We start from the raw sequence: 26,308 nt of genomic DNA, 5'->3' as shown, positions 1-26,308 counted from the left end.
GGTGCTCCTCAGCGGGCGGTGGCCGCGTCGGGGTCGAGGTCGTCGTCGGGTTCGCCGTCGTCCACGGGCTCGGGCGGGCGCGCGGGCCTGGCCGCCGCCATCACCACCGAGCCCTGACGGGGCACCACGGGCACCTCCCCCGTCCCCCGGAACGGCACCCACTCGTCGGCGTCCACCACCGTCTCCACCGGCTTCGCCTCGATCTCGTCCACGCCCACGAAGTCCTCACCGGACCTCGCCTCGGCCGCTTCCTCGACCTCTTCCTCGACCTCGGCGACGTCCTCAAGGTCCACAAGCGGCTCGACGGGCTTCGGCGCGGCCTCTTCGACGGGCTCATCCGCATCGTCCAGGCCCACGAGCGGCTCGACGGTGTCGGCTTCGACCTCATCAAGGTCAGCGAAGCCCTCGTCAGGCTTGGGCTCGACCTCTTCGACCTCGGTGACGGCCTCGGGCTCGTCCACGTCGGCTTCGGGTTCTTCGACGGGTTCGGCAAGGTCGGCGAGGTCAGCTTCGGGCTTCGCCTCGGCCTCATCGGCTTCGGTGATCTCGGCGACGGGGCTGGGATCTTCGGTGTCCGCGAAGGCGTCGAGGTCGGTGAGCGTCTCCAGGGGCCGGTCCGCGACGGGGTCGGGGGTGGCGAGGTCGTCCTCGGTGAGGATGGCGAGGGTGAGGGTCGTCTCGACGTCGGGGACCGGGTCGTCGCGGTAGGCGCCGGACAGGAAGGTGGCGTCGTCGGGGTCGGCGACGCGGAGGCTGTCCAGGCGCTCCTCGAAGGTGGGCTCGCGGTCGGCGTCGTCACGCTCCCACCACGGCTTGTCCTCGGGCTCGTCGGCCGGGTCGTCGGCCCACCACGGCTTGGTGACGGACGCGTCGAACGGGGCGTCCGCGTCGGCCGCCACGGAAGGCTCGTCCTCGACCTCGGCACCCGCCCCGTAGGGGCTCTCGAACCCGGCCTCGGGCCCATAGGCCGGGTACGCCTCGTCTGCCTCGTATGCCTCGTCCGGGTCGGCGGGCCTGGGCTCGTCCACCGGTTCGGGGGCGTAGCGGCGCGGGAAGGCGACGTCGTCGGCGTAGTCGTCCCTGAGGGTGAAGGCGGGCGGCGGGTCGGCGGTGAGGTCGACGACGGGCATGAGCATCGTCGTCTCGGCCGGGGACAGCTCGGGCAGGGGCCGGAACTCCTCCTCCGGCACGGGGTGCCTCGGGAGGGGCTGCGGGCCGGTCGGCGCGCCCGCGACGCGGACGGACTCCTGCTCGGCGCCGCGCGGCTGGCGGAAGGCGGTCGGCAGCGCGATCGGGCCGGTGTCCGTCACGACCATCGGGGTGACGGCGTTCGGCGCGTTGAAGGTGCCCTCGCGGCGGATCGTCTGCCAGCGCATCCGGGAGCCCAGCACCGCGGTGACGAGCGACTGGATGACGATCAGGTACATCAGCTGCCGGTAGACGAACTGCTGGAGCGGCACCGTCCACAGCGGCGTCAGCCGCTCCTTGTCCAGCACGAGCGCGAGCGCCCCGCCGATCATCTGGACGCCGACGAACACCAGCCAGAAGAGCGCGAACTCCTTGCGGTCGCTGAAGATCAGCGCGTACAGCGCGAAGACGTCGACGGCGGGCGCCAGCAGCGGGAAGAGCACCTGGAAGACGGTCAGGTAGGTCAGGCACCGCCTGCCGTTCTTCTCGTAGAACCACGGCTTGTGCTTCCACATCGCCTGCATGGTGCCGTAGCACCACCGGTACCGTTGCCGCCACAGCTGTTTGAGCGACGCGGGCGCCTCGGTCCAGGCGATCGCCGACTCCTCGTAGGCGACCCGGTACCCGGCCCGGTTGATGGCGATGGTGAGGTCGGTGTCCTCGGCGAGGGTGTCCTCGCTGACGCCGCCGACCCGCTGGAGCGCGATCCGTCGGAACGCTCCGATGGCGCCCGGAACCGTCGCCATGCAGTCGAACACGTCGAACATGCGCCGGTCGAGGTTGAACCCGATGACGTACTCGATGTGCTGCCAGCGGCCGAGCACGCCCTTGCGGTTGGCGACCTTGGCGTTGCCGCTGACCGCGCCGACCTTCGGGTCACGGAACGGGCGGACGATCTTGCGCAGGGTGTCGCGCTGGAAGACCGTGTCGCCGTCCACCATGACGACGATCTCGCTGACGGCGTACCGGATGCCCTCGTTCAGCGCGGACGCCTTGCCGCCGTTCGGTTTGGTGACGAGCGTCAGCGCCGAGTCGGCCAGGCCACGGACGATCTCGGCGGTCCGGTCGGTCGAGCCGTCGTCCACGACGATGATCCGCAGGTCGCCGGTGAAGTCGGTGTCGCGTAGCGAGGAGATCGTGGCGGCGATCCCGACCTCCTCGTTGAAGGCGGGCACGATCACCGTCAACGAGGGTGGATCGTCGTCCATGCCGGGCGCCTTGCGCGCGCGGCGGGTGACGCGGGCGTGCCGGACGGCCACGACCATGAGGAACACCACACGGATGAGGCCGAGGGCGCCACCGATGAGGAAGAGGATGCCGAGCACGTCCACGGCGAAGGCGGCGGCGCGCTGGGTGGTGACGACGAGCTTGCCGGACACCTGGCTGCGGAACGAGGCGGGCACCTCGGCGCGCGGCAGTTCCAGCGCCTCGGCGAGCGTGGTGAACCGGTAACCCTTGGCCTGGAGCTGCGGGATGAACTCGCGGAGCGCCTGCACCGTCTGGGAGCGGTCGCCGCCCGAGTCGTGCAGCATGATGATGGCGCCCGCGCCGTCGTCGGTGTCCTTCAGCGCCTCCTCGACCATGAAGTCGACGCCGGGACGCTCCCAGTCGCGGGTGTCACGGTCGGTGAAGACCACGATGTAGCCTTCCTCGCCGGCGACCTGCGCGGCCCGCCACTGCCCCTCGGTCGCGCCGTCGGGGGTGCCGGAGTACGGCATCCGCATCAGCCACGTCTTCACCCCGACCGAGCCGGCCAGGGCCCGCTGGGTGAGGCTGAGTTCGAGCCGGATCCGCCAGTCGGGCGCCGTCGCGAGGTCAACGTGCGAGTAGGAGTGGTTGCCGATCTCGTGGCCCTCGTCCAGGACCCGCTGGACGAGGGTGGGATGCGCGGCGACGTTGCCGCCGATCATGAAGAAGCTGGCCTTGGCGTCGTACTCGGCGAGCACGTCGAGGATCCGCGGCGTCCAGAGCGGGTCGGGGCCGTCGTCGAAGGTCAGCGCGATCGTCTTCTCCGGCATCCGGGCGGAGCGCGTCTCGCCCTGGCCGGTGTTGACGACGGGGCCGCCCTCGGTGACCTCGGCCGGGCCGATCGGGCCGCTGCCCGCCGGTGTTGTGCTCTTGGCCTCGCCGACGACGCCCTGGACGAAGCCGTCGAACACCAGGAGCAGGACGAGCAGGAAGGAGCCGAGCCCGATGAGGAACCAGTGGGCTCGGGGTTCGCGGTGCTTCATCTCGGGGCGCCCACCGGTAGCACGGGATCGACCGGCGGGACCGGGTCGACGGGGTCGGGTTCCGGCTCGGGCTCGGGCTCCGGTTCTGGCTCGGGTTCCGGCTCGGGCACGGACGGCTTGGGAGTGGTCGGCTTCGGCGTGCTGCCCGGCTTCGGCGTCTGCGCGGTCGGCTCGGGGTCCGGCGCGGTCTCGGTCTCGTCGTCGTCGGGGCTGGTGGCGGGCGGCCGGACGGAGGAGGGCGGCGCGTCGAGCCCGCCCTGCTGCGGCACACGGCGCGCCTGCTGGCTGGGCTCCGGCTCCGTGCTCGGGCCCTTGTCGCTGTGCGGGGTCCTGGAGGGCTCTTCGGGCAGCACCCACGTCTTCATCGGCACGTCGGAGCCCACGGCGACGCTCACCGCGAGGACAGCGACGTAGCCGCACACGAGTACGGCGAGCACGATGCCCCCGAGGCGCAGCAGTCGCCGACGGCGCCCGGTGCCGTCAACGAAAACCGGCCGATCTTCACTCACGTTGCGAGTTTAGGGCGAATCCCTACCCAATCAGACTCCGTATCCAGATGAAACACGTGTTACCCCCTGGGACGATCTTCCCGGTTCGGAACTGTTGGTCAGCATGCGCGGACCCTGGGGGACGGTAGAGCCGCCAGAAGCGGCGTCTTCCGGGTGAAACCACCGCACGTCACGCGAAGATCGCCGCTGTGTTCGGGCGCGCATAAAGCTGTGGTAACAATCGCCGCCGACCGCATCCGGACGGCGGGCGGGGACCCGCCGTCCGGCGGGTCCCCCGGCCCGCGCTATCCCCTGATCCGGGCGTCGTAGGACTTGCGGGCGTCGGCGTCGAAGTCCAGGAAGATGCTGTCGAGGCCGAGCCGCGCGTTCAGCGCCCGCTGGACCCGGCGCGGCAGCAGCGCGCCGAACGCGATCTGCCTGCCGAGCCGCTTCGGCACCACGACCTTCGGCGTCGGCCGCGCCACCATGCCCACCACGGCGGCGGCGACCTCCCCCGGCTCGATGTTGCGCTGCCCCCTCGGGCTGCGCGTCCCCGCGACCAGCTCGGTGTTGGTGAACGTCGGCAGCACCGCGCCGACGTGCACGCCGCGCCCCGCCACCTCCAGCCGAACGGCCTCGGTGAACGCCACAACACCGGCCTTCGTCCCGTTGTAGAGGGCCAGGCCCGGCGTCGGGAGGACGCCCGCGACGGACGCGACGTTGACGACGTGGCCGCGCCCGCGCGGCAGGAATCTGGCGAGCGCGAGCCTGGTGCCGGTCATGACGCCGTGCAGGTTGACGTCCACGCAGCGGCGCGCGTCCGCGTCGGACTCGCCCAGCACGGGGCCGATCGGCATGATGCCCGCGTTGTTCACCAGCACGTCGTACTCGCCCGCCTCGGTGAGGAACGCGGCGAACGAGGCGGGGTCGGTGACGTCGAGGTGGACGCCCCGCGCGCCCGTCTCGGCGGCGGCTCGGGCGACGGCCTCCGCGTCGACGTCGCCGATGACGACCTGGGCGCCCCTGTCGAGGAACGCCCGCGCGGTGGCGAGGCCGATCCCACGGGCGGCTCCGGTGATGGCGACGATCATGAGATCCGCTCCAGGGTGACGGGCAGGCCGTCCTTGGGGACGGGGAGTGTGGTCATGTCGAGCGGCCAGGTGTAGCCGTCCGGGACGCTCCAGGAGTAGTTCAGGAGCACCTGGTGCAGGATCGCCTTCACCTGCATCCCGGCGAAGTGCAGGCCGATGCACTTGTGGACGCCGCCGCCGAACGGGAACCAGGCGTACTGGTGCACCCTGTCCTCACGGCGTTCGGGAGAGAACCGCTCGGGGTCGAACCTCTCCGGGTCCGGCCAGAAGTCCTCCCGGTAGTGGTTGGTGAACGTCGCGAGGTTCACCATGGTGCCCTCGGGGATGTGGAAGCCGAGGACCTGGGTGTCCTTCACCGCGACCCGGGGCAGGCCAGGCACCGGCGAGCACAGCCGAAGGGCCTCCTTCATCACCATGTCCAGGTCGGTGAGCGCGTCGAGGTCGGCGAACTCCACGCGGTCCTTGCCTAGCGCGCGTGACTGCTCGCGGCAGCGCTCCTGCCACTCCGGGTTCTTGGCCAGGTAGTAGGCCATCGACGTCATCGTGATGGTGGTGGTGTCGTGCGCCGCCATCAGGGCGAAGATCATGTGGTTGACGACGTCCTCGTCGGTGAAGCGGTGGCCGTCGTCGGTCTCGGCCTGGCAGAGCGCGGCGAACAGGTCGTCGCCGCCGTGCGCGCGCTTGGCCGCGATGTTGTCGTGGAAGAACCGTTCGAGCCGCTTGCGCGCCTTCAGGCCACGGCTCCAGCGCAGTCCGGGGACGGGGAACCGGACGATGGACAGGCCCGCGCGCACCGCGTCGACAAAGGCGGTGTTCACCTCGTCGCGCTCACGCGGGTCGAGGGAGACGCCGACGAACACCTCAAGGGCGAGGTCAAGGGTCAGTTTCTTCATCTCCGGCAGCACCTCGAAGCGGCCGGGACGCCATCCGGCGACGCCCTTGGCCGTCTCGTCGGACATCATGTCCAGGTACATCACGAGGCGGCTCTTGGTGAACGCCTGCTGCATGATGCGCCGGTGGTGGAGGTGCTCCTCGAAGTCGAGCAGCATGATGCCGCGCTCGAAGAACGGGCCGATGAAAAAACCCCAGGCCGGGCCGTTGGCGAACGCCTTGTCCTTGTTGGTGAGGACCTCGCGGACGGCGTCCGGGCCCATCAGGTTGACGACCTTCTTGCCCAGGAAGTTGTTCCAGGAGACGTCGCCGTGCTTGGCCCTGCGGGCGCGCGCGAACCCGATGGGGTCACGGGTCTGCTGGAGGATGAAGCCGAGGTACGGGAGTCCGGGGTCGCCTGGCACGGGCTTGAGGCCGGTGCCCTCGGGTGCGGGCGCGAGCGTGGCCATGGTTCACTTCCCCCTTGCGTGACGTACGGTGTACGTCGTAAGTCTTGACTTACTGGGGCGCCCGGTCAAGTGCCCTACCCGACATCCTTCCCCCGATCCCCGGAAAACGGCAGAGGGCGCCGCGCTGTCGCGCGACGCCCTCGGTGCGTTCGGTCAGGCCGGGTCGAGGACCCGGACGCCGTCGAGCGTGCCCGCCCGCAGCCGCTCGTACATGTAGCGGCGGCGCGGCTTACCCGACGACGTCCGCTCGATCAGGCCACGCGGGCCGGTGACGATCGTGAGGTCCGCGTCGTCCAGGCGGCGGGACAGGAACCGGCGCGCCTCCGACGTCCAGGCGCCCTCGTCGGCCTCGACGAACAGGGCGACGCCACGGCTGCCGACACCCGGCACGGCCACCACGGTGATCCGGCCCTTGTGCAGGCCGGTGACCTCCGAGAGCTTGGCCTCCAGGTCCTCCACGTAGACCGAGCGGCCGCGCACCTTGAGGCTGTCGCCCATCCGGCCCAGCACGAACAACTGGCCCTCGTGCAGGAAGCCCGCGTCGCCCGTCCAGACCTCGCCGTCGACAAAACGGGTGGACTTGCCCTCCGCGCCCGCGTAGTAGCCGTCGCACGCCGACGCGCCGCCCGCGACGATCTCGCCCAGGTGCCCGTCCGGGAGCGGCCTGCCGTGCTCGTCGCAGATCCGGACCGGCAGCTCCTTGTCCGGCGCGCCGCAGCCGACCATCCAGCCCGCCTTGTCGCCCAGCGAGTCCGGGCCGACCAGGTGCTGCGCCTCGATCCGCACCTGCTCGCCGAAGTTCAGCGACTCCGGGTCGGGCTTCACCGCGAGCGGGGAGGCGGAACCGTCGAACATCGTCACGCACAGCGTCGTCTCGGCCATGCCGTAGGCCGGACGGAAAACAGTCGGCCGGAAGCCGGTGTCCTTGAGCAGCTCGGCGAAAGCGGCCAGGCCCGCCGGGTCCACCGGCTCGGCGCCCACGATGACGCTCTTCCAGCCGGACAGGTCGAGATCCTCGATCTGCTCCTTCTTCAGCCGCCGCGCCATGTAGGTGAACGCGAACGGCGGGCAGCCCGCGAACTGGGCGCGGGTGAACCGCTCAAGCCAGCGCTTGGGGTCGCGGATCCACTGGTCGGGGCGCATCAGGTGCAGCGTGCCCTGCCGGGTGACCGGGGTGAGGAACGCGCCGATCAGGCCCATGTCGTGGTAGAGCGGCAGCCAGGAGTTGACCTCGTCGCCGTCCTGGAACTCGGCGAAACGCGCGATGAGATCGGTGTTGGCCTCCAGGTTCTCCCAGGTGACCCGCACACCGCGCGGCTCGCCGCTGGAGCCCGAGGTGAACTGGAGCAGCGCCAGATCCGAGGCGGGCGCCAGCGGGGCCTCGTGCTCGGCCTCGCGCGGCAGCCACGGCTCACCCGCGATCCCGGCCCGGTCCAGGCACGCCTGGGTGAGCGGGGCGAGATCGGCGGACGCGATCGTCAGCTTCGGCTTGGCCTGCCGCAGGATCGCCGCGACGTGCGTGACGTACTCCTCGCCCTGCTGGAACAGCGGCGGAGTGATCAGGCACATGACGGCGCCGGACGCCCAGACGCCGAAATAGGTGGAGATGAGCTGGTAGTCCGTCGGGATGATGGCGCAGACGACGTCACCGGGGCCCACACCCTCGGCGGCCAGGGCGGCGGACACCCGCTTGGCGGACGCGGCGATCTCCGGGTAGGCGCGGTAGTCCCAGCCGCCGTCCTCGTTCGCGAGGTACACGCCGCGATCGGGGTGGGGCTTGTCCAGCCAGTCCCGGAGCCACGAGGTCATCGACAGGTCCTTCCGAAGGTGCGGGGAGCGGTGTCCACGCGGTGCGTCGCGTACTTACCGGACCGTAGGGTAACGAGTCCGATAGGTGCGTTGTTACTCACGAACGGTGCATATTGCCCCAGGTTGGTTCGTTGTTGTTTGACAAGGAGTTCAAGAGCGGCGTGCGGATCTCGGGCGCCGCCAGCTCCACCCTGACCTCGTCGCACCCCACCCAGGACGCCGCCTCGCGCAGCGCCACCGCCGCCGCCTCGACATGGCGCGGGCCGTCCAGCGAGATCTTCCGGACGACCAGCGTGCGGCCCTCGCGCGCCGGATCGACCCTGCCGACGAGCCTTCCGCCGGACAGCAGCGGCATCGCGAAATAGCCGTGCACCCTGCGCTCCTTCGGGGTGTACGCCTCCAGCCGGTGGAAGAACCCGAAGATCCGCTCGGTGCGCGCCCTGTCCCACACCAGCGAGTCGAACGGCGACAGCAGCGTGGTGCGGTGCCTGCCGCGCGGCTCGGACGCCAGCGCCGCCGGATCCGCCCACGCCGGATCCGCCCAGCCCTCGACCTTCACCGGCACCAGACCGGCGGGACCCAGCGCCGCCTTCACCTCGGCGACGCGCAACCGGTGGTAGTCGGCGAGATCCCTGACCGTGGCGACGCCCAGCGCCCGGCCCGCCTCCCCCACCAACTCGGCCAGGCACGTCGCGTCGTCCGGCTCGGCCTCCCGCAGCTCCGCCGGGACGGCCCGGGACGCCAGGTCGTAGACGCGCTTCCAGCCCCGGCGCTCGACACAGGCCACCTCCCCGATGTCCAACAGCCACTCGATCGCGATCTTCGACTCCGACCAGTCCCACCACTCTCCGGGGGCGCTCCCCGACGAGGTCGGGCCCTTGCTCGCATCCGCCCCGCCGTTCCTGGCGCCACCGATATCGCCAGACGTCAGCGGGCCCTCGTCGCGCAGCCTCGCCAGCACCTTCTTCGCCGCGGCGTCCAGACCGTCCAGCTTGTGCCAGCGGTGGCCGCGCGCCAGATAGGCACGGCGCCGGAACGCGAACAGCGGCCAGCGCTCGATCGGGATCACACACGCCGCGTGCGACCAGTACTCGAACGCCCGCCCGTCCCAGTAGGCGCGTTCCACCGCCGCCCGCCCGACCGACCCCAGCCGCGCGTACGGGATCAGCTCGTGCGACCTCGCCAGCACCGAGATCGTGTCGAGCTGGACCGCGCCCAGCGACCGCAGCACCCCCGACACCCCGCCCCGCCGATCCGGCGCGCCCAGCAGCCCCTGCGCCCGCAACGCGACCCGCCGCGCCTGATCCGCCGACATCTGTTCCATGCGCCGACCCTAGACACCGGCACCGACAGAATCGGCGCGCGCCCGCGCCCGCGCCGGGCGGGGGCGGGGTGCTCACGCCGGTTCCGGTTCGGGTTCCGGCTCCGGGCAGGGCGGCCCCGGCGCCGGGGTGGGCTGCGGCGGCTGCGGGATCGGCGGGCCCGGCGGCCTCGGCGGACGCACCGGCATCGGCGGCGGAAGCGGGGTCGGCTCCGGCTCGGGCAGCGGGCCAGGAGGAATGGGCGGAACTGTCATACCTCTGACGTTCCCCGCCGGAAATCCACGGAAGATAGCAACCCAGCAAACACCGGTAAAGGGCATCTTCCGGTGGAGTGGGGCTGACCTGCCGTCAAAGGGTGTTCTGGGGTTGGGGGGTTCCGGGGGTCAGTGGACCGAGATGTGGACGTGGTCGAAGTGGTTCTGGGTGAGGGAGCCACGGTCGCCCATGACGCGCCAGCACTGGCAGACGCTCGGGTTCCAGATGTGCTGGCGCCAGATGACGTACTTGACGCCCAGCCGCTGCCAGTTGGTGATCGCGTAGTTGGAGACGCGGTCGCCCACGGCCATCCACGCGTCGGTCGGCATCCGGCCGCCGGCGCTCAGCATGTAGTCGGTCGCGTTGCCTATGCCGTGGTCCTGCGGGTCGCCGGGACGCATGCAGCCGATCACCGGGAACGGGCCGAACAGCGCGTCCAGCTCGTTGCGCACCGCCTGCATGTGGATGGTGCAGCCCGCCGTCCCGCTGAGCGGCGACCGCGCCGTGTTCGCCACCTGCACGGTGCCCGACCGCTGCTGCGGCAGCACCGTCACCTTGACGTCCTTCGGCAGCACCTTGCGCAGCCGCGTCCTGAGCCCCTTCAGGTCGGCGCCCGGCGCGCTCACGACCATCGCGTTGCCCGTCGCCAGGCCGAGCCGCTGCGCCTGCTCCCGCGAGACGATCGCCTGCACCCCCGGCACGCCGATCGGCGCGACCGCGCCGATCCGCGCGCTGGCCCCGAGACCGCTCGCGCCCGCCTTGACGACGGTGCCCAGCGCGGGCCCCGTGAAGGAGATGACCACGTCGCCGCCCGCGACGTTGCGCCACAGCCCGTCGAGCTTCGCCGACTCCTTCGGCGCGAGGTTCCGGAACGTGGACGGGTCCACCCCGAGCAGGCCCACCTGGCGGCCCGCCACCTGGGTGCGCGCCCCGTCCACCACCTCGGCGACCTTGACGCCCTTCAGCCTGCGCACCCTGACCGCCACGCCCTCCGGCAGCGGCTTCGTCCCGGCGATGAGGAGGTGCGGCGTGTACCGCTTCTTCAGCGGCGCCACCGTGATGATCTTGGTCTCCTCGCCGGGGACGTGCGCGACCTCCTGGGACACCTCAAGATCGGCGTACCGCTCCTTGTCCCACTCACCCGCCACAACGGCGACCCCCACCGAGAGCGTGAGCAGCGCCGCCACTCCGATGGCGGCGGGTACCGACACCCGCACTCCGCGTCCCCTCCTCCGCTGTTCCCGGTGGGTAACCTACACGCGTGAACGGGGTCCGGCTCGATTCGGCCACGGGCCGGTCCATCATCCTCGCGACGGTCCTCGGCAGCGGCATCGCCTTCCTCGACGGCACCGTGGTGAACGTGGCGCTCCCGGCCATCGGCCGCGAACTCGGCGGCGGCCTCGCCACCCTCCAGTGGGTCCTGGACGGCTACCTGCTCACCCTCGGCGCGCTCCTCCTCCTGGGCGGCGCCCTCGGCGACCGCTACGGGCACCGGAAGGTGTTCGCGATCGGCCTCGTCGCCTTCACCGTCGCCTCGTGCCTGTGCGGGTTCGCCTGGAACGGGACGTCCCTCGTGCTGGCCCGGCTCGCGCAGGGCGTCGGCGGGGCCCTCATGGTGCCCGGCAGCCTCGCCATCATCGAGGCGACCATGTGCGACGAGGACAGGGGCCGCGCCATCGGCCGGTGGGCGGGCCTGTCCGGCGTCTCCACCGCGCTCGGGCCGTTCCTGGGCGGCTGGCTCGTCGAGGTGGCGTCCTGGCGCTGGGTCTTCTTCATCAACGTGCCGATCGCGGCCGTCGCGCTCGCCGTCACCCTGAAGGGCGTGCCCGAGACGTCCACGCGGGACCGCCGCCTGGACTACCCCGGGGCCGTCGCGGTGACGCTGGGCCTGGGCGGCACCATCTACGCGCTCATCGAAGGCCCCGGAAGGGGATGGCATCCGCTGACGATCGCGGCGGGCGTCATCGGGGTGCTGGCGCTCGTGGCGTTCGGGCTCATCGAACGGAGCCACCCCGACCCGCTGTTCCCGCCCCGCCTCCTGCGCTCCGCCACGTTCGTCAGCGTGAACATCACGACGCTCGCCGTCTACGCCGCGCTCTCCGGCGCGCTGTTCCTGCTCACCCTGCAACTCCAGAACACGATGGGGTACTCGCCGCTGGAAGCGGGCCTCGCCACCTTGCCGCTCACCATCGTGATCCTGCTTCTGTCGTCCCGGATGGGGGCGCTCTCACAGAAGGTGGGGCCGCGTTTTCCCCTGACCATCGGGCCCGTCCTCGCGGGGGTGGGCGTGGGGCTGCTCGCGCTGGCACAGCCCGGCGCGACCTACGTGACAGGTGTGCTGCCGGGGATGCTGGTGTTCGCGCTCGGCATGTCCTTCACCGTCGCGCCGCTCACGGCGACCGTCATGGGCGCGGTCCCCACCGACTTCGCGGGGATCGCCTCCGGCACGAACAACGCGGTCTCCAGGATCGCGGGGCTGCTCGCGGTCGCGGTGCTGCCGCTCGTCTCCGGCGCCGACAAGTCACTAGAAGACGGCTTTCCCCGGGCGATGGTGACTTCGGCGGTACTCTGCGTCATCGGCGGACTCGTCTCTTTCTTCGGAATCCGTAGGCGGAAGACGGATCGCCCCGATCCGTGAGAGAGTGCCTGCCGTGACCCCCTCGCGCAGGAATCGCCGGGCCGTCGAGGCCGTCGCCGTCGGATTGTGCACCGCCTCGGTGGTCGGGCTGGCCGGATACGCCTACATCGATCATCGCGATCCCCAGCCCGCCGGCTGGGTGACGCCCCCGCCCGTCGCGGCGCAGCCGCCGCCGGTGCCCGAGGGCCTGCCGAAGACCGCGGCGCCGCCGCCGTCCATCGCCGCGCCCCAGCCCGTCACCCCGACGGCCTCCGCGCCGCTGATGGAGGTGCCGGTTCCGGTCGCGAAGAAGGCGCCGCAGCAGCAGGTCCAGGAGAAGGCCAAGAAGGCGTGCTTCAAGGGCGTCGCCACCTGGGCCGTCGCGAACTCGGCGAAGTCGATGAAGAAGTCGCGCGCCTGCTGGTTCTACAGCTGGGGCGCCGACCGCGCCGGGGTGAAGGCCCCCAAGGGCGTCGAGTTCGTCCCGATGATCCACCGCGCCGCCACCATCGGCGACGTCGCCAAGGCCAAGAAGGCCAAGAGCAGGTACCTCCTGGGCTTCAACGAGCCGGACCTGGGCGACCAGGCCAACATGTCGGTGGAGCAGGCCCTGGAGTTGTGGCCGCGCCTCGTCGCGACCGGCAAGACCCTGGGCAGCCCCTCGGTCGCCACCGGCGGCGCCACGCCGGGCGGCTGGCTGGACCGCTTCATGAAGGGCGCCAAGTCCCGCAACATGCCCGTGCACTTCATCACCCTGCACTGGTACGGCGCCGACTTCCGAGCCAAACCCGCCGCGCTCCAACTCCGCCAGTACCTCCGCGCCGTCCACAAGCGCTACAAAAAGCCCATCTGGCTAACCGAATTCGCCCTCACGGACTTCACCCAAGGCGCCCCCCGCTACCCCACCCTCAAGCAACAGGCCGCCTTCCTCCGCGAAGCAACCAAAATGCTAGCCAAAGAAAAATACATCAAACGCTACGCCTGGTTCGCCATGCCCACCACCCAATCCCAAACCGGCCTCTTCTACCCCAACAGCACCCCCACCCCCGCCGGCACCACCTTCTCCACCCGCCCCACCTACAAGTAACCCACAGCACCCCCACCCCCCAAAAAGCCCAGTGGCCGCATGGTTCTCCATGCGGCCACCGCCATTCCCCCACCAAACAAGCCCCCAAGAGCCCCCCACCCCACCCCAAGCCCCACCAGCCAACTTCCACCCCAGCCAAGACCAAAAACCCACGGTATTTTTCCAGCTCAACCAGGGCAAAGGGCCACCAGGCAGTTTCCAGCTCAGCCAAGGCCAAGGGCAAAGGGTCACCGGGCAGTTTTCCAGCCTGGCCGAGGACCAAGGGTGAGTGGGGCGGCGGGGGCGTGGGGGCGGCAGCCCCCACATCGGGGGTCCGGGGGTCGCCCCCCGGGCAAACACGGCGAAGAGGCCCCCTGGAAGCTTCCGGAGGAAGCGACCAGGGGGCCTCAGACTCGTAGCGGGGACAGGATTTGAACCTGCGACCTCTGGGTTATGAGCCCAGCGAGCTACCGAGCTGCTCCACCCCGCGTCGGTGTGGTTAAAGGCTATGGGGTGGGGGTGGGTTAGGCAAATCGGGGGTGGAGTGCCTGGTGGGGGTGGGGGTGGGGGTTGGTTAGAGGGGGGTGACGTAGGCGCTGGAGATGCCGCCGTCGACCAGGAATTCGGTGGCTGTGATGAAGCTCGCGTCGTCGGAGGCGAGGAAGGCGGCTGCGGCGGCGATCTCTTCGGGTTGGGCGAAGCGGCCTACGGGGATGTGGATGAGGCGGCGGGCGGCGCGTTCGGGGTCTTTGGCGAAGAGTTCCTGGAGGAGGGGTGTGTTGACGGGTCCCGGGCTGAGGGCGTTGACGCGGATGCCTTCGCGGGCGAACTGGACGCCGAGTTCGCGGGAGAGGGCGAGGACGCCGCCCTTGGAGGCGGTGTAGGAGATCTGGCTGGTGGCGGCGCCCATGCGGGCGACGAAGGAGGCGGTGTTGATGATGGAGCCGCGTCCTTGGGCGCGCATGTGCGGGATGGCGTACTTGCAGCACAGGTAGACGCTGGTGAGGTTGACTTCCTGGACGCGGCGCCAGGCGTCGATGCCGGTGTCGAGGATGGAGTCGTCGTCGGGCGGGGAGATCCCCGCGTTGTTGAAGGCGATGTCGAGGCGCCCGTAGGTGTCCCATGCGGTCTGGTAGAGGGCGCGGACGGCTTCTTCGTCGGTGACGTCGACGGGCACGTACAGGCCGTCGATCTCGGCGGCGGCCGCTTTGCCGCCGGTCTCGTCGAGGTCGGCGACGACGACGCGGGCGCCTTCGGCGGCGAAGCGCCGGGCGGAGGCGAGTCCGATGCCGGAGGCGGCGCCGGTGATGACGGCGACGCGGTCTGCGAGGCGCTGCATGGGCGCGGGTGCTCCCTAGGGTTCGGTGTTGAGGAAGACGTTCTTGGTTTCGGTGAAGGCGTCGAGGGCGTCGGGGCCGAGTTCACGGCCGAGCCCTGACTGTTTGTATCCGCCGAACGGCGTCCAGTACCGCACCGACGAGTGGGAGTTGACGGAGAGGTTGCCGGCCTGGACGGCCCGGGCGGTGCGCAGGGCGCGGCCGATGTCGCGGGTCCAGATGGAGCCGGACAGCCCGTACGGGGTGTCGTTGGCCAAGGCGATCGCTTCGCTTTCGTCGGTGAAGGGCGCGACGGTGACGACGGGTCCGAACACCTCTTCGTGCCAGGCCCGCACGGAGCGGAAGTCGGGGGTCGCGAGGACGGTCGGCGGGTACCAGAAGCCGGGCCCGTCGGGTGCCTCGCCGCGGAAGGCGACGGGCGCGTCGTCGGGCACGTAGGACCGGACCCTGGCGAGGTGGGCGGCGCTGATGAGCGGCCCGATCTCGGTCTTCTCGTCGCCGGGGTCGCCGACGACGAGGCCGCTGACGGCGGGTTCGAGCAGGGCGAGGAACCTGTCGTAGACGTCGCGTTGGACGAGGATGCGCGAGCGGGCGCAGCAGTCCTGTCCGGCGTTCTCGAAGACGGCGTAGGGGGCGGTGGCCGCCGCGCGTTCCAGGTCGGCGTCGGCGTAGACGATGTTGGCGCTCTTGCCGCCGAGTTCGAGGGTGAGCCGTTTGACGTCGGGCGCGCAGGCGGCCATCAGCTCCTTCCCTACCCGGGTCGAGCCGGTGAAGACGATCTTGCGCACGTCCGGGTGGTCGGCGAGCCGCCGTCCCGCCACGGGCCCCTCTCCGGGGACGACCTGGAGCACACCTTCGGGCAGCCCGGCCTCCAGCGCGAGTTCGGCGACCCGCAGGGCGGTCAGCGGCGTCCATTCGGCGGGTTTGACGATCACGGTGTTCCCGGCCGCGAGCGCGGGCGCGACGCCCCAGCCGAGCACCGGCATGGGGAAGTTCCACGGCACGATCACCGCGACGACGCCGAGCGGCTCCTTGAAGGTGACGTCCACACCCCCCGGGACGGGGATCTGGAGGCCCGTGAGGCGCTCGGGGGCCCCGGCGTAGTAGTGGAGGACGTCCCGGAGGTTGGCGGCCTCCCAGCGGGCCTGAGCGATCGGGTGGCCCGCCTCCCGGACTTCGAGGACGGCGAGTTCCTCGGCGTGCACATCGACTTTCTCCGCGAACGCCCGCAGCAGCCGCGCCCTGTCGCCCGGTGCGACGTCCCGCCAGGCGGGGAAGGCGGCCCGTGCCCGCGCGACGGCGGCGTCCACCTCCTGCGCCGACGCGGCGGGGACGGTGGCGACGATCTCCTCTGTCGCCGGGTTGAGCACGTCGAGGTGCACCGGATCCGCCCCTTCCGTTAGAGCCGCTCGAAGCCCCTGACGAGCTCCCAGTCGGTGATCGCCCTGTCGTAGGCGTCGAGTTCGACGCGCGCGGCGTTCGCGTAGTGCGCGACGGCCTCGCCGCCGAACATCCCGGCCGTGAGCGGGCTCGCCGTCCAGTCGGCGGCGGCCTCCCGCAGGCTCCGCACGACGGTGGGCGCGCCGCTGGCATAGGCGTTCCCCCGATACGGCTCGGGCAACTCCAGTTCCTCGTCGATCCCGTGCAGGCCGGCGGCGACGAGCGCGGCGACGGCGAGGTAGGGGTTGACGTCGCCGCCGGGCACCCGGTTCTCCAGGCGGAGCGAGTGGCCGTAGCCGACGAGGCGGAGCGCGCAGGTCCGGTTGTCGATGCCCCAGTGCAGGGCGGTCGGCGCGAAGGATCCGGGCTGGTAGCGCTTGTAGGAGTTGATGTTGGGCGCGTACAGGAGGGTGAGGTCGCGGAGGCAGGCGAGCTGCCCTGCGATGAACCGCTCGCCGATCTCCGACAGCCCGTACGGCCCGTCGCCCGCCAGGACGGGGACGCCGTACTCGTCGCGTAGGGAGATGTGGATGTGGCAGGAGTTGCCTTCACGCTCGTTGGGTTTGGCCATGAACGTGAGCGCCATGCCCTCCTGCGCGGCGATCTCCTTGGCGCCCGTCTTGTACAGGGTGTGGTTGTCGCACGTGGTGAGCGCCTCGGCGTAGCGGAAGGCGATCTCGTGCTGGCCGAGGTTGCACTCGCCCTTGGCGGACTCGACGTACATGCCCGCGCCCGTCATGGCGTTGCGGATGCGCCGCAGGAGGGGCTCCACCCGGGACGTGCCGAGGAGGGAGTAGTCGACGTTGTACTGGTTGGCGGGGGTGAGGTCGCGGTAGCGGCGGTTCCAGGCGGCCTCGTAGGTGTCGGCGTAGAGGATGAACTCCAGTTCCGTCCCCACGAAGGCGCGTAGGCCGAGCGCCGCAAGCCGGTCGAGCTGCTTACGCAGGATCTGCCGGGGCGAGGCGACGACCTCGGTGCCGTCCTCCCAGAACAGGTCGGCCAGGACGAGGGCCGTCCCCTCCTGCCAGGGCACCGGGCGCAGGGTGCTGAGATCCGGGCGCATCACGAAGTCGCCGTAGCCGCGCTCCCAGGACGACATCGCGTAGCCGTCGACGGTGTTCATCTCGACATCCACGGCCAGCAGGTAGTTGCAGCCCTCCGACCCGTGCCCGGCGACCTCCTCCAGGAAGTAGCGCGCTGACAGCCGCTTGCCCTGGAGCCGCCCCTGCACGTCGGTGAACGCGATGACGACCGTGTCGATCCGGCCGGTGTCCGCGGCGACCCGCAGCTCCTCAAGGGTCACGCGGTCCTCCACTCGGCGACGGGTGTGGTGCAAGACCATTAACGAGCGAGCAGAGCCACCAGGTCAAGCACGGAAACAACGACGTAACCACCCGCCCGCCGGATCGGACGTGCCGGGCGGGCGTGATCTTCGCCGGGACGGCCCGGTGCGGAGCAGGCGCACGGGGCGGTGAATGGACGGAAAAATCCGATTAATTCAGGAGATTGAATTCCGGGCAGGGGTTGGCCCGGCCGAAGAGCGGAGCTCCGGCCGGGCGGGGATTTGTGTCCCTACGGGTTGAAGATGCTCACGCCGCCGGGGCCGATGATCAGGCCCAGGACGATGAGCACGATGCCCAGGAGGACATTGCGCTGGGCGATCAGCACGTAAATACCGTAAATTACGAGAACGACGGCGATCAGCCACAAAAGGGTAATCATAGACCTATCGTTACCAGTCAGAGATATGCCAAACCTCGGGCACCCCACCGGTTCGGACTGTCGGTGCGGCATGAAAACGTGGAGGGAGCCGAGAGGAAGGAACGACCCATGGCTCTCCAAGGCGAGTACACGCCGAGCCCCCACGCCCAGGCCGCCGAGCAGGTCGAGCTCTACGAGCGGACCGGCGGCAAGGAGGGCAACACGATGCGCGGCAAGCCCGTCGTCATCCTGACGACGCGCGGCGCCAAGACCGGCAAGATCCGCAAAACCCCGCTGATGCGTGTGACGGACGGCACCCGCTACGCCGTCGTCGCCTCCCTGGGCGGCGCCCCCAAGAACCCCGTCTGGTACCACAACGTCGTCGCCGAGCCCCGCGTCCTGCTCCAGGACGGCCCCGAGCCGAAGGAGTACACCGCGCGGATCGCCGAGGGCCTGGAACGCGACCAGTGGTGGCAGCTCGCGGTCGAGGCGTGGCCCGACTACGCCGAGTACCAGAAGAAGACCGAACGCAAGATCCCGGTCTTCGTGCTCGAACCCGCCTGACGCCGCACACGGGCCGACCGGCCGTCGGGGCGCCGCCCGACGGCCCCCAGGTGCTTGACATGTCAGATACATTCGATATATCGAAAAGACATCGTCGAGCTATCGCCCATCGCGACCAAGGAGCCCAAAAGATGGCCGAACGCCGCACCCCCGCCCCGTACCACACCGCCGTGATCCGCACCGAATGGCTGACCCCACACCTAGTCCGCGTGGTAGTCGGCGGCGACGACCTGGCCCGCTTCCACGCGGGCGAGTTCACCGACCACTACGTCAAACTCCAGTTCCCCCGCCCCGACTCCCCCGTCCCCTTCGACCCGGCCGCCATCCGCCGAGACCTCCCCAGAGCCGACTGGCCCATCACCCGCACCTACACCGTCCGAACCTGGAACCCCAAAGCCCAGGAACTCACCCTCGACTTCGTAGTCCACGGCGACGAGGGCATCGCCGCCCCCTGGGCCGCCCACGCCAACCCAGGCGACGACCTCTGGCTAACCGGCCCCGGCGGCTCCTACCGCCCCTCCCCCACCGCCGACTGGCACCTCCTGGCCGGCGACGAAAGCGCCCTCCCCGCCATAGCCGCCTCCCTGGAACACCTCCCAGCCAACACCACCGCCCAAGCCCTCATAGAGGTGGAAACCCCCGCCGACGAGATCCCCCTCCCCACCCACCCCGGCCTCACCGTCACCTGGCTACACCGCCACAACTCCCCCATCGGCACCCCTCTGACCGCCGCCATAGAAGCCCTGAACTTCCCCACCAACAACCTCCAAGCCTTCATCCACGGCGAAGCCACCCTAGTCAAATCCCTACGCCGCAACCTCCGCCAAACCCGAAAAATCCCCCTCTCCCACCTCTCCATCTCCGGCTACTGGCGCCAAGGCTCCACCGAAGAAACCTGGCAATCCTCAAAACCCACCTGGACCGCCGAAGTAGAAGCCGAAGAAGCCACCACCCTCCCCTAACCCCACCCAACCCCCAAGAACACCCCCCAATCCCAACCCCCACCAAAACAACGCACCGACGCACCGACGCACCGACGCACCGACGCACCGACGCACCGACGCACCGACGCACCGACGCACCGACGCACCGACGCACCGACGCACCGACGCACCGACGCAAGCTCCCACCCCAACCAAGGCCAAGGCCAAAGCACCACCAGGCACTTTCCACCCCAGCCAGGGGCACCGGGCACCGGGCACCGGGCACCGGGCACCGGGCACCGGGCAGATTCCACCTCAGCTGAGGCCAAAGGCAGAGGGCCACCAGGCACTTTCCAGCCCAGCCAGAGCCAAAGGCAGAGGGCCACTAGGCAGTTTCCAGCCCAGCCAAGCGCCAAGCGCAAGGTGCGCGGCGGGGGCGTGGGGGCGGCAGCCCCCACACCGGGGGGCTCGGGGGGTCGCCCCCCCGACAAACGCGAAGAGACCCCCTGGAAGCTTCCGAAGGAAGCGACCAGGGGGCCACAGTCTCGTAGCGGGGACAGGATTTGAACCTGCGACCTCTGGGTTATGAGCCCAGCGAGCTACCGAGCTGCTCCACCCCGCGTCGGTAGGTTTAGTCTACGGGGTGGAGCGGGCTTAGGCAATTTGGTTAGTTGGTGGGTGTGGGGCTGGGGGTGGGTGCGGGTGTGGCGGGCTCGTCTTCGACGCGGCTTTGGACTTCGACCAGGTTGTTGATGGCCTGGCTGAGTTTGTCCTGGGCTTCGGCGTACTTCTTGAGGTCGCCGCTCTTGAGGGCGTCCTGGGATTCCTGGAACGCCTGTTTGACGGCGTCGATGGCCTGTTGGACGGATGGGGACGAGCCGGTGCCGGGTGTGGTGGGCGTGTCGGTGTCCTGGCCGGTCTCGGGCACTTTGGTGCCGGGTTGGAGGACCTGCTTGAGGGCGCCTTCGAAGGTGGTGTCGAATCCGATCTGGTCGCCGAAGCTGACGAGGACCCAGCCGAGCACGGGGAACTTCGCTCCGGTCGCGGACTGCTGGTAGACGGGTTGGACGTACATGAAGCCGCCGCCGAACGGGAGTGTCAGCAGGTTGCCGTACACGACCTGGGTGGTGCTTCCGGCGGGCCGGTTGAGGACGGGTGCGACCTTGTCGTTGCCCTTGAAGGCGTTCTGCATCTGTCCTGGTCCGAGGATGGACACTTCGCGTGGCACCTGGAGGAGCCGTAGTTCGCCGAAGTTCTCGGATTTGGGGTCGCTGTTCGCGGCGAGGAAGCCGGTGAGGTTCGTCCCGTTTCGCGCCACATAGGTGGACGTGAGGGAGAACGCGGGCTTCTCCGGCTCCGATTCGTCGTCCCGTGACGGCATCTGGAGCGTCAGGTAGAACGGCGGCTCGGTGACGCCGGTCTCGGTCGGGTCGACGGGCACCTGCCAGGTGTCCTGGCCGTCGTAGAAGGACGACGGGTCGGTCACGTGGTAGCTGCGCAGGACGCTGCGCTGCACCTTGAACAGGTCCTCGGGGTACCGGATGTGGTCGAACACCTCGCCGCCGAACGCCTTCTGGAGCTCGTTCTTGGCCTTGACGGTGCCGGGGAACGCCTTGCGCCAGGTCTTGAGGACGGGGTCGTTCTCGTCCCAGGCGTAGAGCGTGACGGTGCCGTCGTAGGCGTCGACGGTGGCCTTCACGGAGTTGCGGATGTAGTTGACCTCCGCGCCGGGCTGCCTGCCGACGGCGGGCCGTTCGCTGTTGCTGTCGAACGTGGTGTCCTGGAGGTTGATCCGCTCGGAGTAGGGGTAGCCGCTGGAGGTGGTGTATCCGTCGACGACCCAGACGATCCGGCCGCCCGCGACGACGGGGTAGGCGTTGCCGTCGACGGTGAGCCAGGGCGCGGCCTTCTGGACGCGTTCACGCGGGTTGCGGTCGTACAGGATGCGCGACTGCTCCTTGATGTTGCCGGACAGCAGGATGTTGCGGTCGCGGAACTTCATCGCGTAGGCGACGCGGTTGAAGAAGGAGTCCATCCGGACGCCGCCGGTGCCGCTGTAGACGGTGCGGGGGCCGTTGGGGAAGTCGAGTTCTTCCTGGACGCCGACGATGGAGTAGGCGGGCGACTGCTCGCCGAAGTACACCTGCGGCTTGTCGATGGCGAACTGGCATTCGCCGTCCTTGGCCGCGACCTCGCAGGACTGCGGCATGTCGGAGGCGGTGTAGACGGGGCCCTTGCTCTGCGCGTCGACCCTGTTGCCGGGGGCGGCGACGAAGCCGTAGCCGTGCGTGTAGGTGAGCCGCTCGTTGACCCAGCCGGACGCGCTGGGCGGCGGCCCGGTCAGCTCGCGGACGGCGACCAGGGTGTCCTGCATGTCGCCGTTCGCGTCGGGGTAGCGGTCGATGTCCAGCGGGTCGGAGAAGGTGTAGAAGCCCTGGAGCTGCTGGTTCTGCCGGAACGTCGGGGACAGCAGCGTCGGGTCGAGCAGCCGGACGTTGGGGATGGTCGCGGAGTACTTCTCGACCTCCTTGGCGTCGGGCTGTTTGGTCGGCGCGTAGTTCTGCTCGTCGACGCCGGCGACGCCGAACGCGTCACGGGTCGCGTCGATGTTGCGCTCGATGTAGGGGCGTTCCTTGGCGAGCTCGTTCGGCTTCACCTGGAACTGCTGGATGAGCAGCGGGTAGACGCCGCCGATGAGGATCGCCGACAGGACCATGAGGCCGAAGCCGACGCCGGGCAGCATCATGCCGCGCCGCCAGATGTTGACGAAGAAGAGGATCGCGCAGATCAGGGCGATCGACGCGAGGATCGTCTTGGCGGGCAGCACGGCGTTGACGTCGGTGTAGCCGGGGCCCGTCACCTTGCCGCGCTCGGAGTAGGCCAGGCCCCACCGGTCGCACCAGTAGGCGATCGCCTTGAGCAGCACGAAGAGGCCGACGAGGACGGACAGGTGGGCGCGTGCCGAGGGCGACGCCTTGTCGCCCGCGCCCTGCAGCCTGAGCCCTCCGTAGAGGTAGTGGACGGCGACCGCGGTGATGATGGACAGCACCACCAGCACGAACAGGAAGCCGAGGATGAGTCGCAGGAACGGGTAGGTGAACACGAAGAACGACACGTCCATGCCGAACTGGGCGTCCTTCTCACCGAAGCTCGTGCGGTTGGTGAAGGCGAGCCAGGTGCCCACCTGCCCGGCCGACGACAGCCCGGTGAACAGGCCGATCGCGGCGAGCAGGGCGACGAAGACCATCCTGCGGTGCGGGTCGATGGCGGCGCGGTAGCGCTCCAGGCCCTGCTGTTCGACCGAGACGGGCCGGTAGGCGGGCCGCAGCCGGTAGGCGATCACCATGTTGACGCCGACGGCGGCGGCCATGAGCAGGCCGCCGAGGAAGAACAGCATCACCCGGGTGCGTAGTTGGGTGGTGAAGACCTTGGAGAATCCGTCTCCGAGGGACCGGTACCACAGCAGATCCGTCCAGAAGCCGGTCGCGATGAAGAACAGCGCGACCACCACCGCCAGCGTGATCAGCACCGGGGCGAGTAGCCGCGGTCTCCCTTCGGGGACGCGACGCCCGCCCGGGCGCGGGGTTCGGAAGCTCACGGCTTCCCTCCGATTCCTCAAGTTCCTGTCGGCACTAGGAGCAACTTACCGACATCCCGCGCGGTTCCCGACTGCGAGCATCAGGTCGGCAACGGAAGAATGACGGCATGAGCCCTCTCGAAGAGACCGTACGCAGCATTGAGGCGCAGACCGGCTGGGACGGGCCGCCGCGCCTGTTCGCGCTGGTGGAGACCGGGGAACTGCTGCGTGTCCAGCCGGAACTCGCGGCGCAGCTTGGCCTGTCGGCCGACGACGCGCTGACCGCGGTGGACCAGGGCGATCTCGACGACGGCGACGTGGGCGCGTTGCTTCCGGGCATCGTGTGGCCGCCGACGGTGACGGGCGCGGCGCTGGCGATGGTCCGGGTGACGCTGCCGCCGGAGGTCGAGGAGGAGATCCCGGAGGACGGCGACGCGGTGGCGTGGGCGCTGGCGCATCCCCGGCACGAGGAGCTGAAGATCGTCGTGGGGGTGTTGCGGGACGGCGACAGGCACGCGGTCCTGCGGATCCGCAACCACGAGGAGGATCTCCTGTCGGCGGCCGACCTCGTGCCGGACGTCACGGACGCGCTGGCACAGACCCTCCTGCCGGACTGAGCGCGCTGGTGACGCCGTCACATCCCGTCAGCAGGCGGGGACCTGGCCCTTGCCGTCCTGGAGCGCCTGGAGGCTCTTGACGGCGCTGTCGAGGGTCTCCGCCTTGACGAGGCGCAGGCCGTCGGGGGCGGCGTCGAGGGCGGCCGGGCAGTTGCCGGGCGGGACGAGGAACACGGTGGCTCCGGCGTCGCGGGCGGCGATCATCTTCTGCTGGATGCCGCCGATCGCGCCGACCTGGCCGTCCATGGTGATGGTGCCGGTGCCCGCGATGAACTTGCCGCCGGTGAGGCTGCCGGGGGTGAGCAGCTCGTAGATGCCGAGCGCGAACATCAGCCCGGCGCTGGGCCCGCCGATGTCGCCGACGTTCATCTTGACGTCGATCGGCAGCACGTACCTGTCGGCGAGTTTCACGCCGACGACGGCTTTGTCGGGCTCCTTGGGGTGGGCGGCCATGGTCAGCGTCTCGGTGCGCTCCTTGCCGTCGCGCACCACGGTCAGCGTGACCTGCTGGCCCGCCTTGTACTCCCGGAGCTTTCCGGTGATCTGCGCGGTCTGGGTGGCCGGGGTGCCGTCCACCGCGGTGATCTTGTCGCCCGTCTCCAGCGTGCCCTCGGCGGGCATGCCCTTCTCGACGCCGACGACGACGGACTCGGTGGTGAGCTTCTCGCCCATCTGGGTGAGCGCGGCCGCCACCGACGTCTGCTGGGAGTCGGCCATGAGCGCGGTGTTCTCCTGCTCGACCTCCTCGGCCGTCTCGCCCTTGGGGAAGATCGTCTCCTGCGGGACGACGGCGCGGTCGGGGTCGAGCCAGTCGCGCAGCGCCCCGTAGAGGGTGAGCGGCCGGTCGGGGTCGCCGGTGTAGGCGACGGTGGTGAAGTTGAGGTGGCCGTTGTCGGCGTAGGTCTGCTCGCCGGTGATCTCGATGAGCGGCTTGTCCGTCTGCGGGTTCACGCCGAGCGTGTTCAGCGTCGGCCCCGGCCGCAGCGACACGTACGGCACCGGCATGACGGCCCCGGCCAGCGCCAGGAGCAGCACGAGCACCGCGACGACGGTGAGGGTCAGCGCCCGCCGGTTCGGGAGGCGCCCGCGCAGGCGCCGCGAGACATCGGAGACCATGTCCGCAAGCCTAGGGGCACTTCAACAGGCGCCGACCCACTCGGCGGTGCCGTCGGCGAAGTGCTGGTGCTTCCAGATCGGCACGTCCCGCTTGAGGTCGTCGATGAGGCGGCGGCACGCCTCGAACGCCTCGCCCCGGTGCGGCGCGGCGGCCGCGACGACCACCGCGTGGTCGCCGACCACAAGGTCGCCGACCCGGTGCACGGCGGCCAGGGCCGTCACGGGGAGGTCGGCGGCGACCTTCTCCATCACTTCGCGGAGCCTGTCGCGCGCGCTCGGGTGGGCGCTGTAGGACAGCGCGGTGACGGCCTTGCTGCCCGAGCCGTCGTGGGCGCGGTCGTGGTCGCGCACCGTGCCTGCGAAGAAGGCGGTGCCCCCGGCCACGGCGTCCTGGACCGCGGCGACGACCTCGTCGACGGACAGCGGTGTCTCGCGGATGTCCAGCAGTCGGATTACGCTCACGGGGAGAAAATACCGCTAGAGCCTGCGCCGTCTGCGGGCGCGGCGGACCGCCGCGGCGGCGCCGATCACCGCGACCGTCGCGCCCGCCGCCGTCGCCATGGTCGCCTCCTTGCCGCCGACCCTGCGGCCGACGACGGCGTGGCGGCCCGCCGACTCCTCCAGCAGCGCCTGCAACGCGGACTCGTTGTCGTGCACGGGCTTCCATCCGGCCGCGCGCAGCCGGGCGCAGTCCACCACCCACGGGTAGACGACGTAGTGCAGGTCGGTGGCGGGCGCGGGCGTCAGGCCGAGGCGGTGCAGGCGCTGCGCGGTGCCGAAGGTGAGGGACGCGGGCAGCTCGAACCCCGCCTTGCCGGTGATCCGCTCGACCTCCGGGCCGGTGAGGAACCCGTCACATCCGACCGCGACCGCGCCGGTGACGTCGCCGTGCGCGGCGAGCTCCAGGGCCGTCACGAGGTCGTCGGTGTGGCAGAACTGCCAGCGGGGTTCGACGCCCTTGGCCTTGAGCAGGCGCGGCGCCTCGAAGTGCCGGGTGACGACGGTGTCCACGCCGGGCCCGACCAGGGCCGCCGGACGCACCATGGTGATCCGCACGCCCGGGTGGAGCCTGCTGGCGGCCAGTTCCTCGATCTCCAGGAAGTCCCCGGCCACGGAGGTGTCCGGTTCGGCCCGGAGCGGCGCGTCCTCGGCCAGCGGGACGGGGTTGTCGGCCGTCGCCCCGTAGACGGAGGCCGAGCTGAGGAGCACGACGCTGCGCACGCCGGCCCCGGCCGCGCAGGCGATCACCGTCTGGGCGCCGCGCACGTTGTAGGTGCGGCGCTCTTTCGGGTCGGTTTCGGGCGACCGATCCACGTCGACGTGCACGAGGACGTCCACGTCGGAGAGGCGTCCGGCCAGGACCGGGTCGCGGATGTCGACGACCCGCCAGACGGCGCCGGGCGCCTCGCCTCGGGCGGTGTCCAGCGCGATGACCCGCGCGAACCTGCCCGACGCGGCGAGTCTGGCGGTGAGCGCCTGTCCGATTCCGGACGCGGCGCCGGTGACGGCGACGACCCTGCGGTCCCCTGTGCTCATGGCGAACGCCCCCCTCTGCGGCCGCGGCTCGCTCCGGAAAGCGACTACCTTTGAGGTTATGGCCTTTCCCCGCAGCCTAAGGCGATTCTG

The 26,308-nt window shown here is 70.3% G+C and carries 20 protein-coding genes and 2 tRNA genes; 5 read left to right on the top strand and 17 right to left on the bottom strand.

Going from position 1 to position 26,308, the window contains the following annotated elements; translation table 11 throughout:
• Positions 1-8: 8 nt before the first annotated feature.
• From LO762_RS02760 to LO762_RS02730, 7 genes are all read right to left on the bottom strand, one after another.
• Positions 9-3,419 (bottom strand): polysaccharide deacetylase family protein, encoded by a 3,411-nt coding sequence (locus LO762_RS02760; RefSeq protein WP_230612071.1) that lies wholly within the window; start codon positions 3,417-3,419, stop codon positions 9-11.
• Entirely contained in the window at positions 3,416-3,928 is a 513-nt protein-coding gene (locus LO762_RS02755; RefSeq protein WP_230612070.1) for a hypothetical protein, read from the bottom strand. The genes LO762_RS02760 and LO762_RS02755 overlap by 4 nt, the downstream gene beginning before the upstream one ends.
• A 284-nt stretch (positions 3,929-4,212) precedes the next feature.
• Positions 4,213-4,998, bottom strand: a complete 786-nt coding sequence (locus tag LO762_RS02750) for an SDR family oxidoreductase (protein ID WP_230612069.1) — start codon at positions 4,996-4,998, stop codon at positions 4,213-4,215.
• Complete coding sequence (locus LO762_RS02745; RefSeq protein WP_230612068.1) at positions 4,995-6,338, bottom strand: cytochrome P450; 1,344 nt, start codon at positions 6,336-6,338, stop codon at positions 4,995-4,997. The genes LO762_RS02750 and LO762_RS02745 overlap by 4 nt, the downstream gene beginning before the upstream one ends.
• A 153-nt stretch (positions 6,339-6,491) precedes the next feature.
• Positions 6,492-8,147, bottom strand: a complete 1,656-nt coding sequence (locus tag LO762_RS02740) for an AMP-binding protein (RefSeq protein WP_230612067.1) — start codon at positions 8,145-8,147, stop codon at positions 6,492-6,494.
• A gap of 97 nt (positions 8,148-8,244) precedes the next feature.
• Positions 8,245-9,471, bottom strand: coding sequence for a winged helix-turn-helix domain-containing protein (locus LO762_RS02735; RefSeq protein WP_230612066.1), 1,227 nt, complete (start codon positions 9,469-9,471; stop codon positions 8,245-8,247).
• A gap of 381 nt (positions 9,472-9,852) precedes the next feature.
• Positions 9,853-10,935 (bottom strand): hypothetical protein, encoded by a 1,083-nt coding sequence (locus LO762_RS02730; RefSeq protein WP_230612065.1) that lies wholly within the window; start codon positions 10,933-10,935, stop codon positions 9,853-9,855.
• A gap of 50 nt (positions 10,936-10,985) precedes the next feature.
• Here LO762_RS02730 and LO762_RS02725 point away from each other — a divergent pair, with 50 nt between their 5' ends.
• Together LO762_RS02725 and LO762_RS02720 are read left to right on the top strand one after the other, a co-directional pair.
• The gene (locus LO762_RS02725; protein WP_230612064.1) at positions 10,986-12,362 is read left to right on the top strand and encodes an MFS transporter; all 1,377 of its coding nucleotides are present in this window, start codon (positions 10,986-10,988) and stop codon (positions 12,360-12,362) included.
• A gap of 13 nt (positions 12,363-12,375) precedes the next feature.
• Positions 12,376-13,428 carry a glycoside hydrolase family protein gene (locus tag LO762_RS02720; protein WP_230612063.1) on the top strand — a complete coding sequence of 351 codons (1,053 nt, stop codon included), beginning with the start codon at positions 12,376-12,378 and terminating at the stop codon, positions 13,426-13,428.
• Positions 13,429-13,823: 395 nt separating this feature from the next.
• Here the strand turns inward: LO762_RS02720 and LO762_RS02715 are convergent.
• The 5 genes from LO762_RS02715 to LO762_RS02695 form a co-directional block, all read right to left on the bottom strand.
• A tRNA-Met gene (locus LO762_RS02715) sits at positions 13,824-13,897 on the bottom strand.
• Between the two features lie 84 nt (positions 13,898-13,981).
• A complete protein-coding gene (locus LO762_RS02710; RefSeq protein ID WP_230612062.1) occupies positions 13,982-14,746 on the bottom strand; it encodes a 3-oxoacyl-ACP reductase in 765 nt (254 codons plus the stop codon).
• 15 nt (positions 14,747-14,761) lie between these two features.
• Positions 14,762-16,126 (bottom strand): aldehyde dehydrogenase, encoded by a 1,365-nt coding sequence (locus LO762_RS02705; RefSeq protein ID WP_230612061.1) that lies wholly within the window; start codon positions 16,124-16,126, stop codon positions 14,762-14,764.
• A gap of 17 nt (positions 16,127-16,143) precedes the next feature.
• Positions 16,144-17,526, bottom strand: coding sequence for a glutamine synthetase family protein (locus LO762_RS02700; protein WP_230612060.1), 1,383 nt, complete (start codon positions 17,524-17,526; stop codon positions 16,144-16,146).
• Positions 17,527-17,756: 230 nt separating this feature from the next.
• Positions 17,757-17,894: a GPGG-motif small membrane protein gene (locus LO762_RS02695; protein WP_230612059.1), complete on the bottom strand. Its 138-nt coding sequence runs from the start codon at positions 17,892-17,894 to the stop codon at positions 17,757-17,759.
• A 120-nt stretch (positions 17,895-18,014) separates the two neighbouring features.
• On the opposite strand from LO762_RS02695, the gene LO762_RS02690 reads away from it, so the two are divergent.
• Positions 18,015-18,449, top strand: a complete 435-nt coding sequence (locus tag LO762_RS02690; RefSeq protein ID WP_230612058.1) for a nitroreductase family deazaflavin-dependent oxidoreductase — start codon at positions 18,015-18,017, stop codon at positions 18,447-18,449.
• A gap of 131 nt (positions 18,450-18,580) precedes the next feature.
• On the top strand, positions 18,581-19,411 hold the full coding sequence (locus LO762_RS02685) for a siderophore-interacting protein (protein WP_230612057.1): 831 nt from the start codon (positions 18,581-18,583) through the stop codon (positions 19,409-19,411).
• 509 nt (positions 19,412-19,920) lie between these two features.
• Here LO762_RS02685 and LO762_RS02680 read toward each other — a convergent pair.
• Both LO762_RS02680 and LO762_RS02675 read right to left on the bottom strand, forming a co-directional pair.
• Positions 19,921-19,994, bottom strand: a tRNA-Met gene (locus LO762_RS02680).
• 45 nt (positions 19,995-20,039) lie between these two features.
• A complete protein-coding gene (locus tag LO762_RS02675; protein ID WP_230612056.1) occupies positions 20,040-22,901 on the bottom strand; it encodes a UPF0182 family protein in 2,862 nt (953 codons plus the stop codon).
• Between the two features lie 176 nt (positions 22,902-23,077).
• On the opposite strand from LO762_RS02675, the gene LO762_RS02670 reads away from it, so the two are divergent.
• On the top strand, positions 23,078-23,566 hold the full coding sequence (locus LO762_RS02670; protein ID WP_230612055.1) for a PPA1309 family protein: 489 nt from the start codon (positions 23,078-23,080) through the stop codon (positions 23,564-23,566).
• A gap of 27 nt (positions 23,567-23,593) precedes the next feature.
• Here the strand turns inward: LO762_RS02670 and LO762_RS02665 are convergent, their stop codons facing one another.
• The 3 genes from LO762_RS02665 to LO762_RS02655 are packed head-to-tail and all read right to left on the bottom strand — an operon-like array spanning position 23,594 to position 26,218.
• Positions 23,594-24,682 (bottom strand): PDZ domain-containing protein, encoded by a 1,089-nt coding sequence (locus LO762_RS02665; protein WP_230612054.1) that lies wholly within the window; start codon positions 24,680-24,682, stop codon positions 23,594-23,596.
• A gap of 21 nt (positions 24,683-24,703) precedes the next feature.
• Positions 24,704-25,144, bottom strand: a complete 441-nt coding sequence (locus tag LO762_RS02660; RefSeq protein ID WP_230612053.1) for a molybdenum cofactor biosynthesis protein MoaE — start codon at positions 25,142-25,144, stop codon at positions 24,704-24,706.
• 15 nt (positions 25,145-25,159) lie between these two features.
• Entirely contained in the window at positions 25,160-26,218 is a 1,059-nt protein-coding gene (locus LO762_RS02655; RefSeq protein WP_230612052.1) for an NAD-dependent epimerase/dehydratase family protein, read from the bottom strand.
• Between the last annotated feature and the right edge of the window lie 90 nt (positions 26,219-26,308).

Origin of the sequence: Actinocorallia sp. API 0066 (assembly GCF_020991275.1) — a bacterium.
In the GTDB taxonomy this organism is placed as follows: Bacteria; Actinomycetota; Actinomycetes; order Streptosporangiales; family Streptosporangiaceae; genus Actinocorallia.
Note: the sequence above shows the minus strand (reverse complement) of the source record. Positions and strands in the feature narration are given on the sequence as shown.

Excerpts from the sequence above, each read along its gene's own strand:
- LO762_RS02760 (WP_230612071.1), bottom strand. The coding sequence starts at position 3,419 with ATGAAGCACCGCGAACCCCGAGCCCACTGGTTCCTCATCGGGCTCGGC.
- LO762_RS02750 (WP_230612069.1), bottom strand. The coding sequence starts at position 4,998 with ATGATCGTCGCCATCACCGGAGCCGCCCGTGGGATCGGCCTCGCCACC.
- LO762_RS02745 (WP_230612068.1), bottom strand. The coding sequence starts at position 6,338 with ATGGCCACGCTCGCGCCCGCACCCGAGGGCACCGGCCTCAAGCCCGTG.
- LO762_RS02740 (WP_230612067.1), bottom strand. The coding sequence starts at position 8,147 with ATGACCTCGTGGCTCCGGGACTGGCTGGACAAGCCCCACCCCGATCGC.
- LO762_RS02735 (WP_230612066.1), bottom strand. The coding sequence starts at position 9,471 with ATGGAACAGATGTCGGCGGATCAGGCGCGGCGGGTCGCGTTGCGGGCG.
- LO762_RS02710 (WP_230612062.1), bottom strand. The coding sequence starts at position 14,746 with ATGCAGCGCCTCGCAGACCGCGTCGCCGTCATCACCGGCGCCGCCTCC.
- LO762_RS02700 (WP_230612060.1), bottom strand. The coding sequence starts at position 17,526 with ATGGTCTTGCACCACACCCGTCGCCGAGTGGAGGACCGCGTGACCCTT.
- LO762_RS02690 (WP_230612058.1), top strand. The coding sequence starts at position 18,015 with ATGGCTCTCCAAGGCGAGTACACGCCGAGCCCCCACGCCCAGGCCGCC.
- LO762_RS02685 (WP_230612057.1), top strand. The coding sequence starts at position 18,581 with ATGGCCGAACGCCGCACCCCCGCCCCGTACCACACCGCCGTGATCCGC.
- LO762_RS02670 (WP_230612055.1), top strand. The coding sequence starts at position 23,078 with ATGAGCCCTCTCGAAGAGACCGTACGCAGCATTGAGGCGCAGACCGGC.
- LO762_RS02665 (WP_230612054.1), bottom strand. The coding sequence starts at position 24,682 with ATGGTCTCCGATGTCTCGCGGCGCCTGCGCGGGCGCCTCCCGAACCGG.
- LO762_RS02655 (WP_230612052.1), bottom strand. The coding sequence starts at position 26,218 with ATGAGCACAGGGGACCGCAGGGTCGTCGCCGTCACCGGCGCCGCGTCC.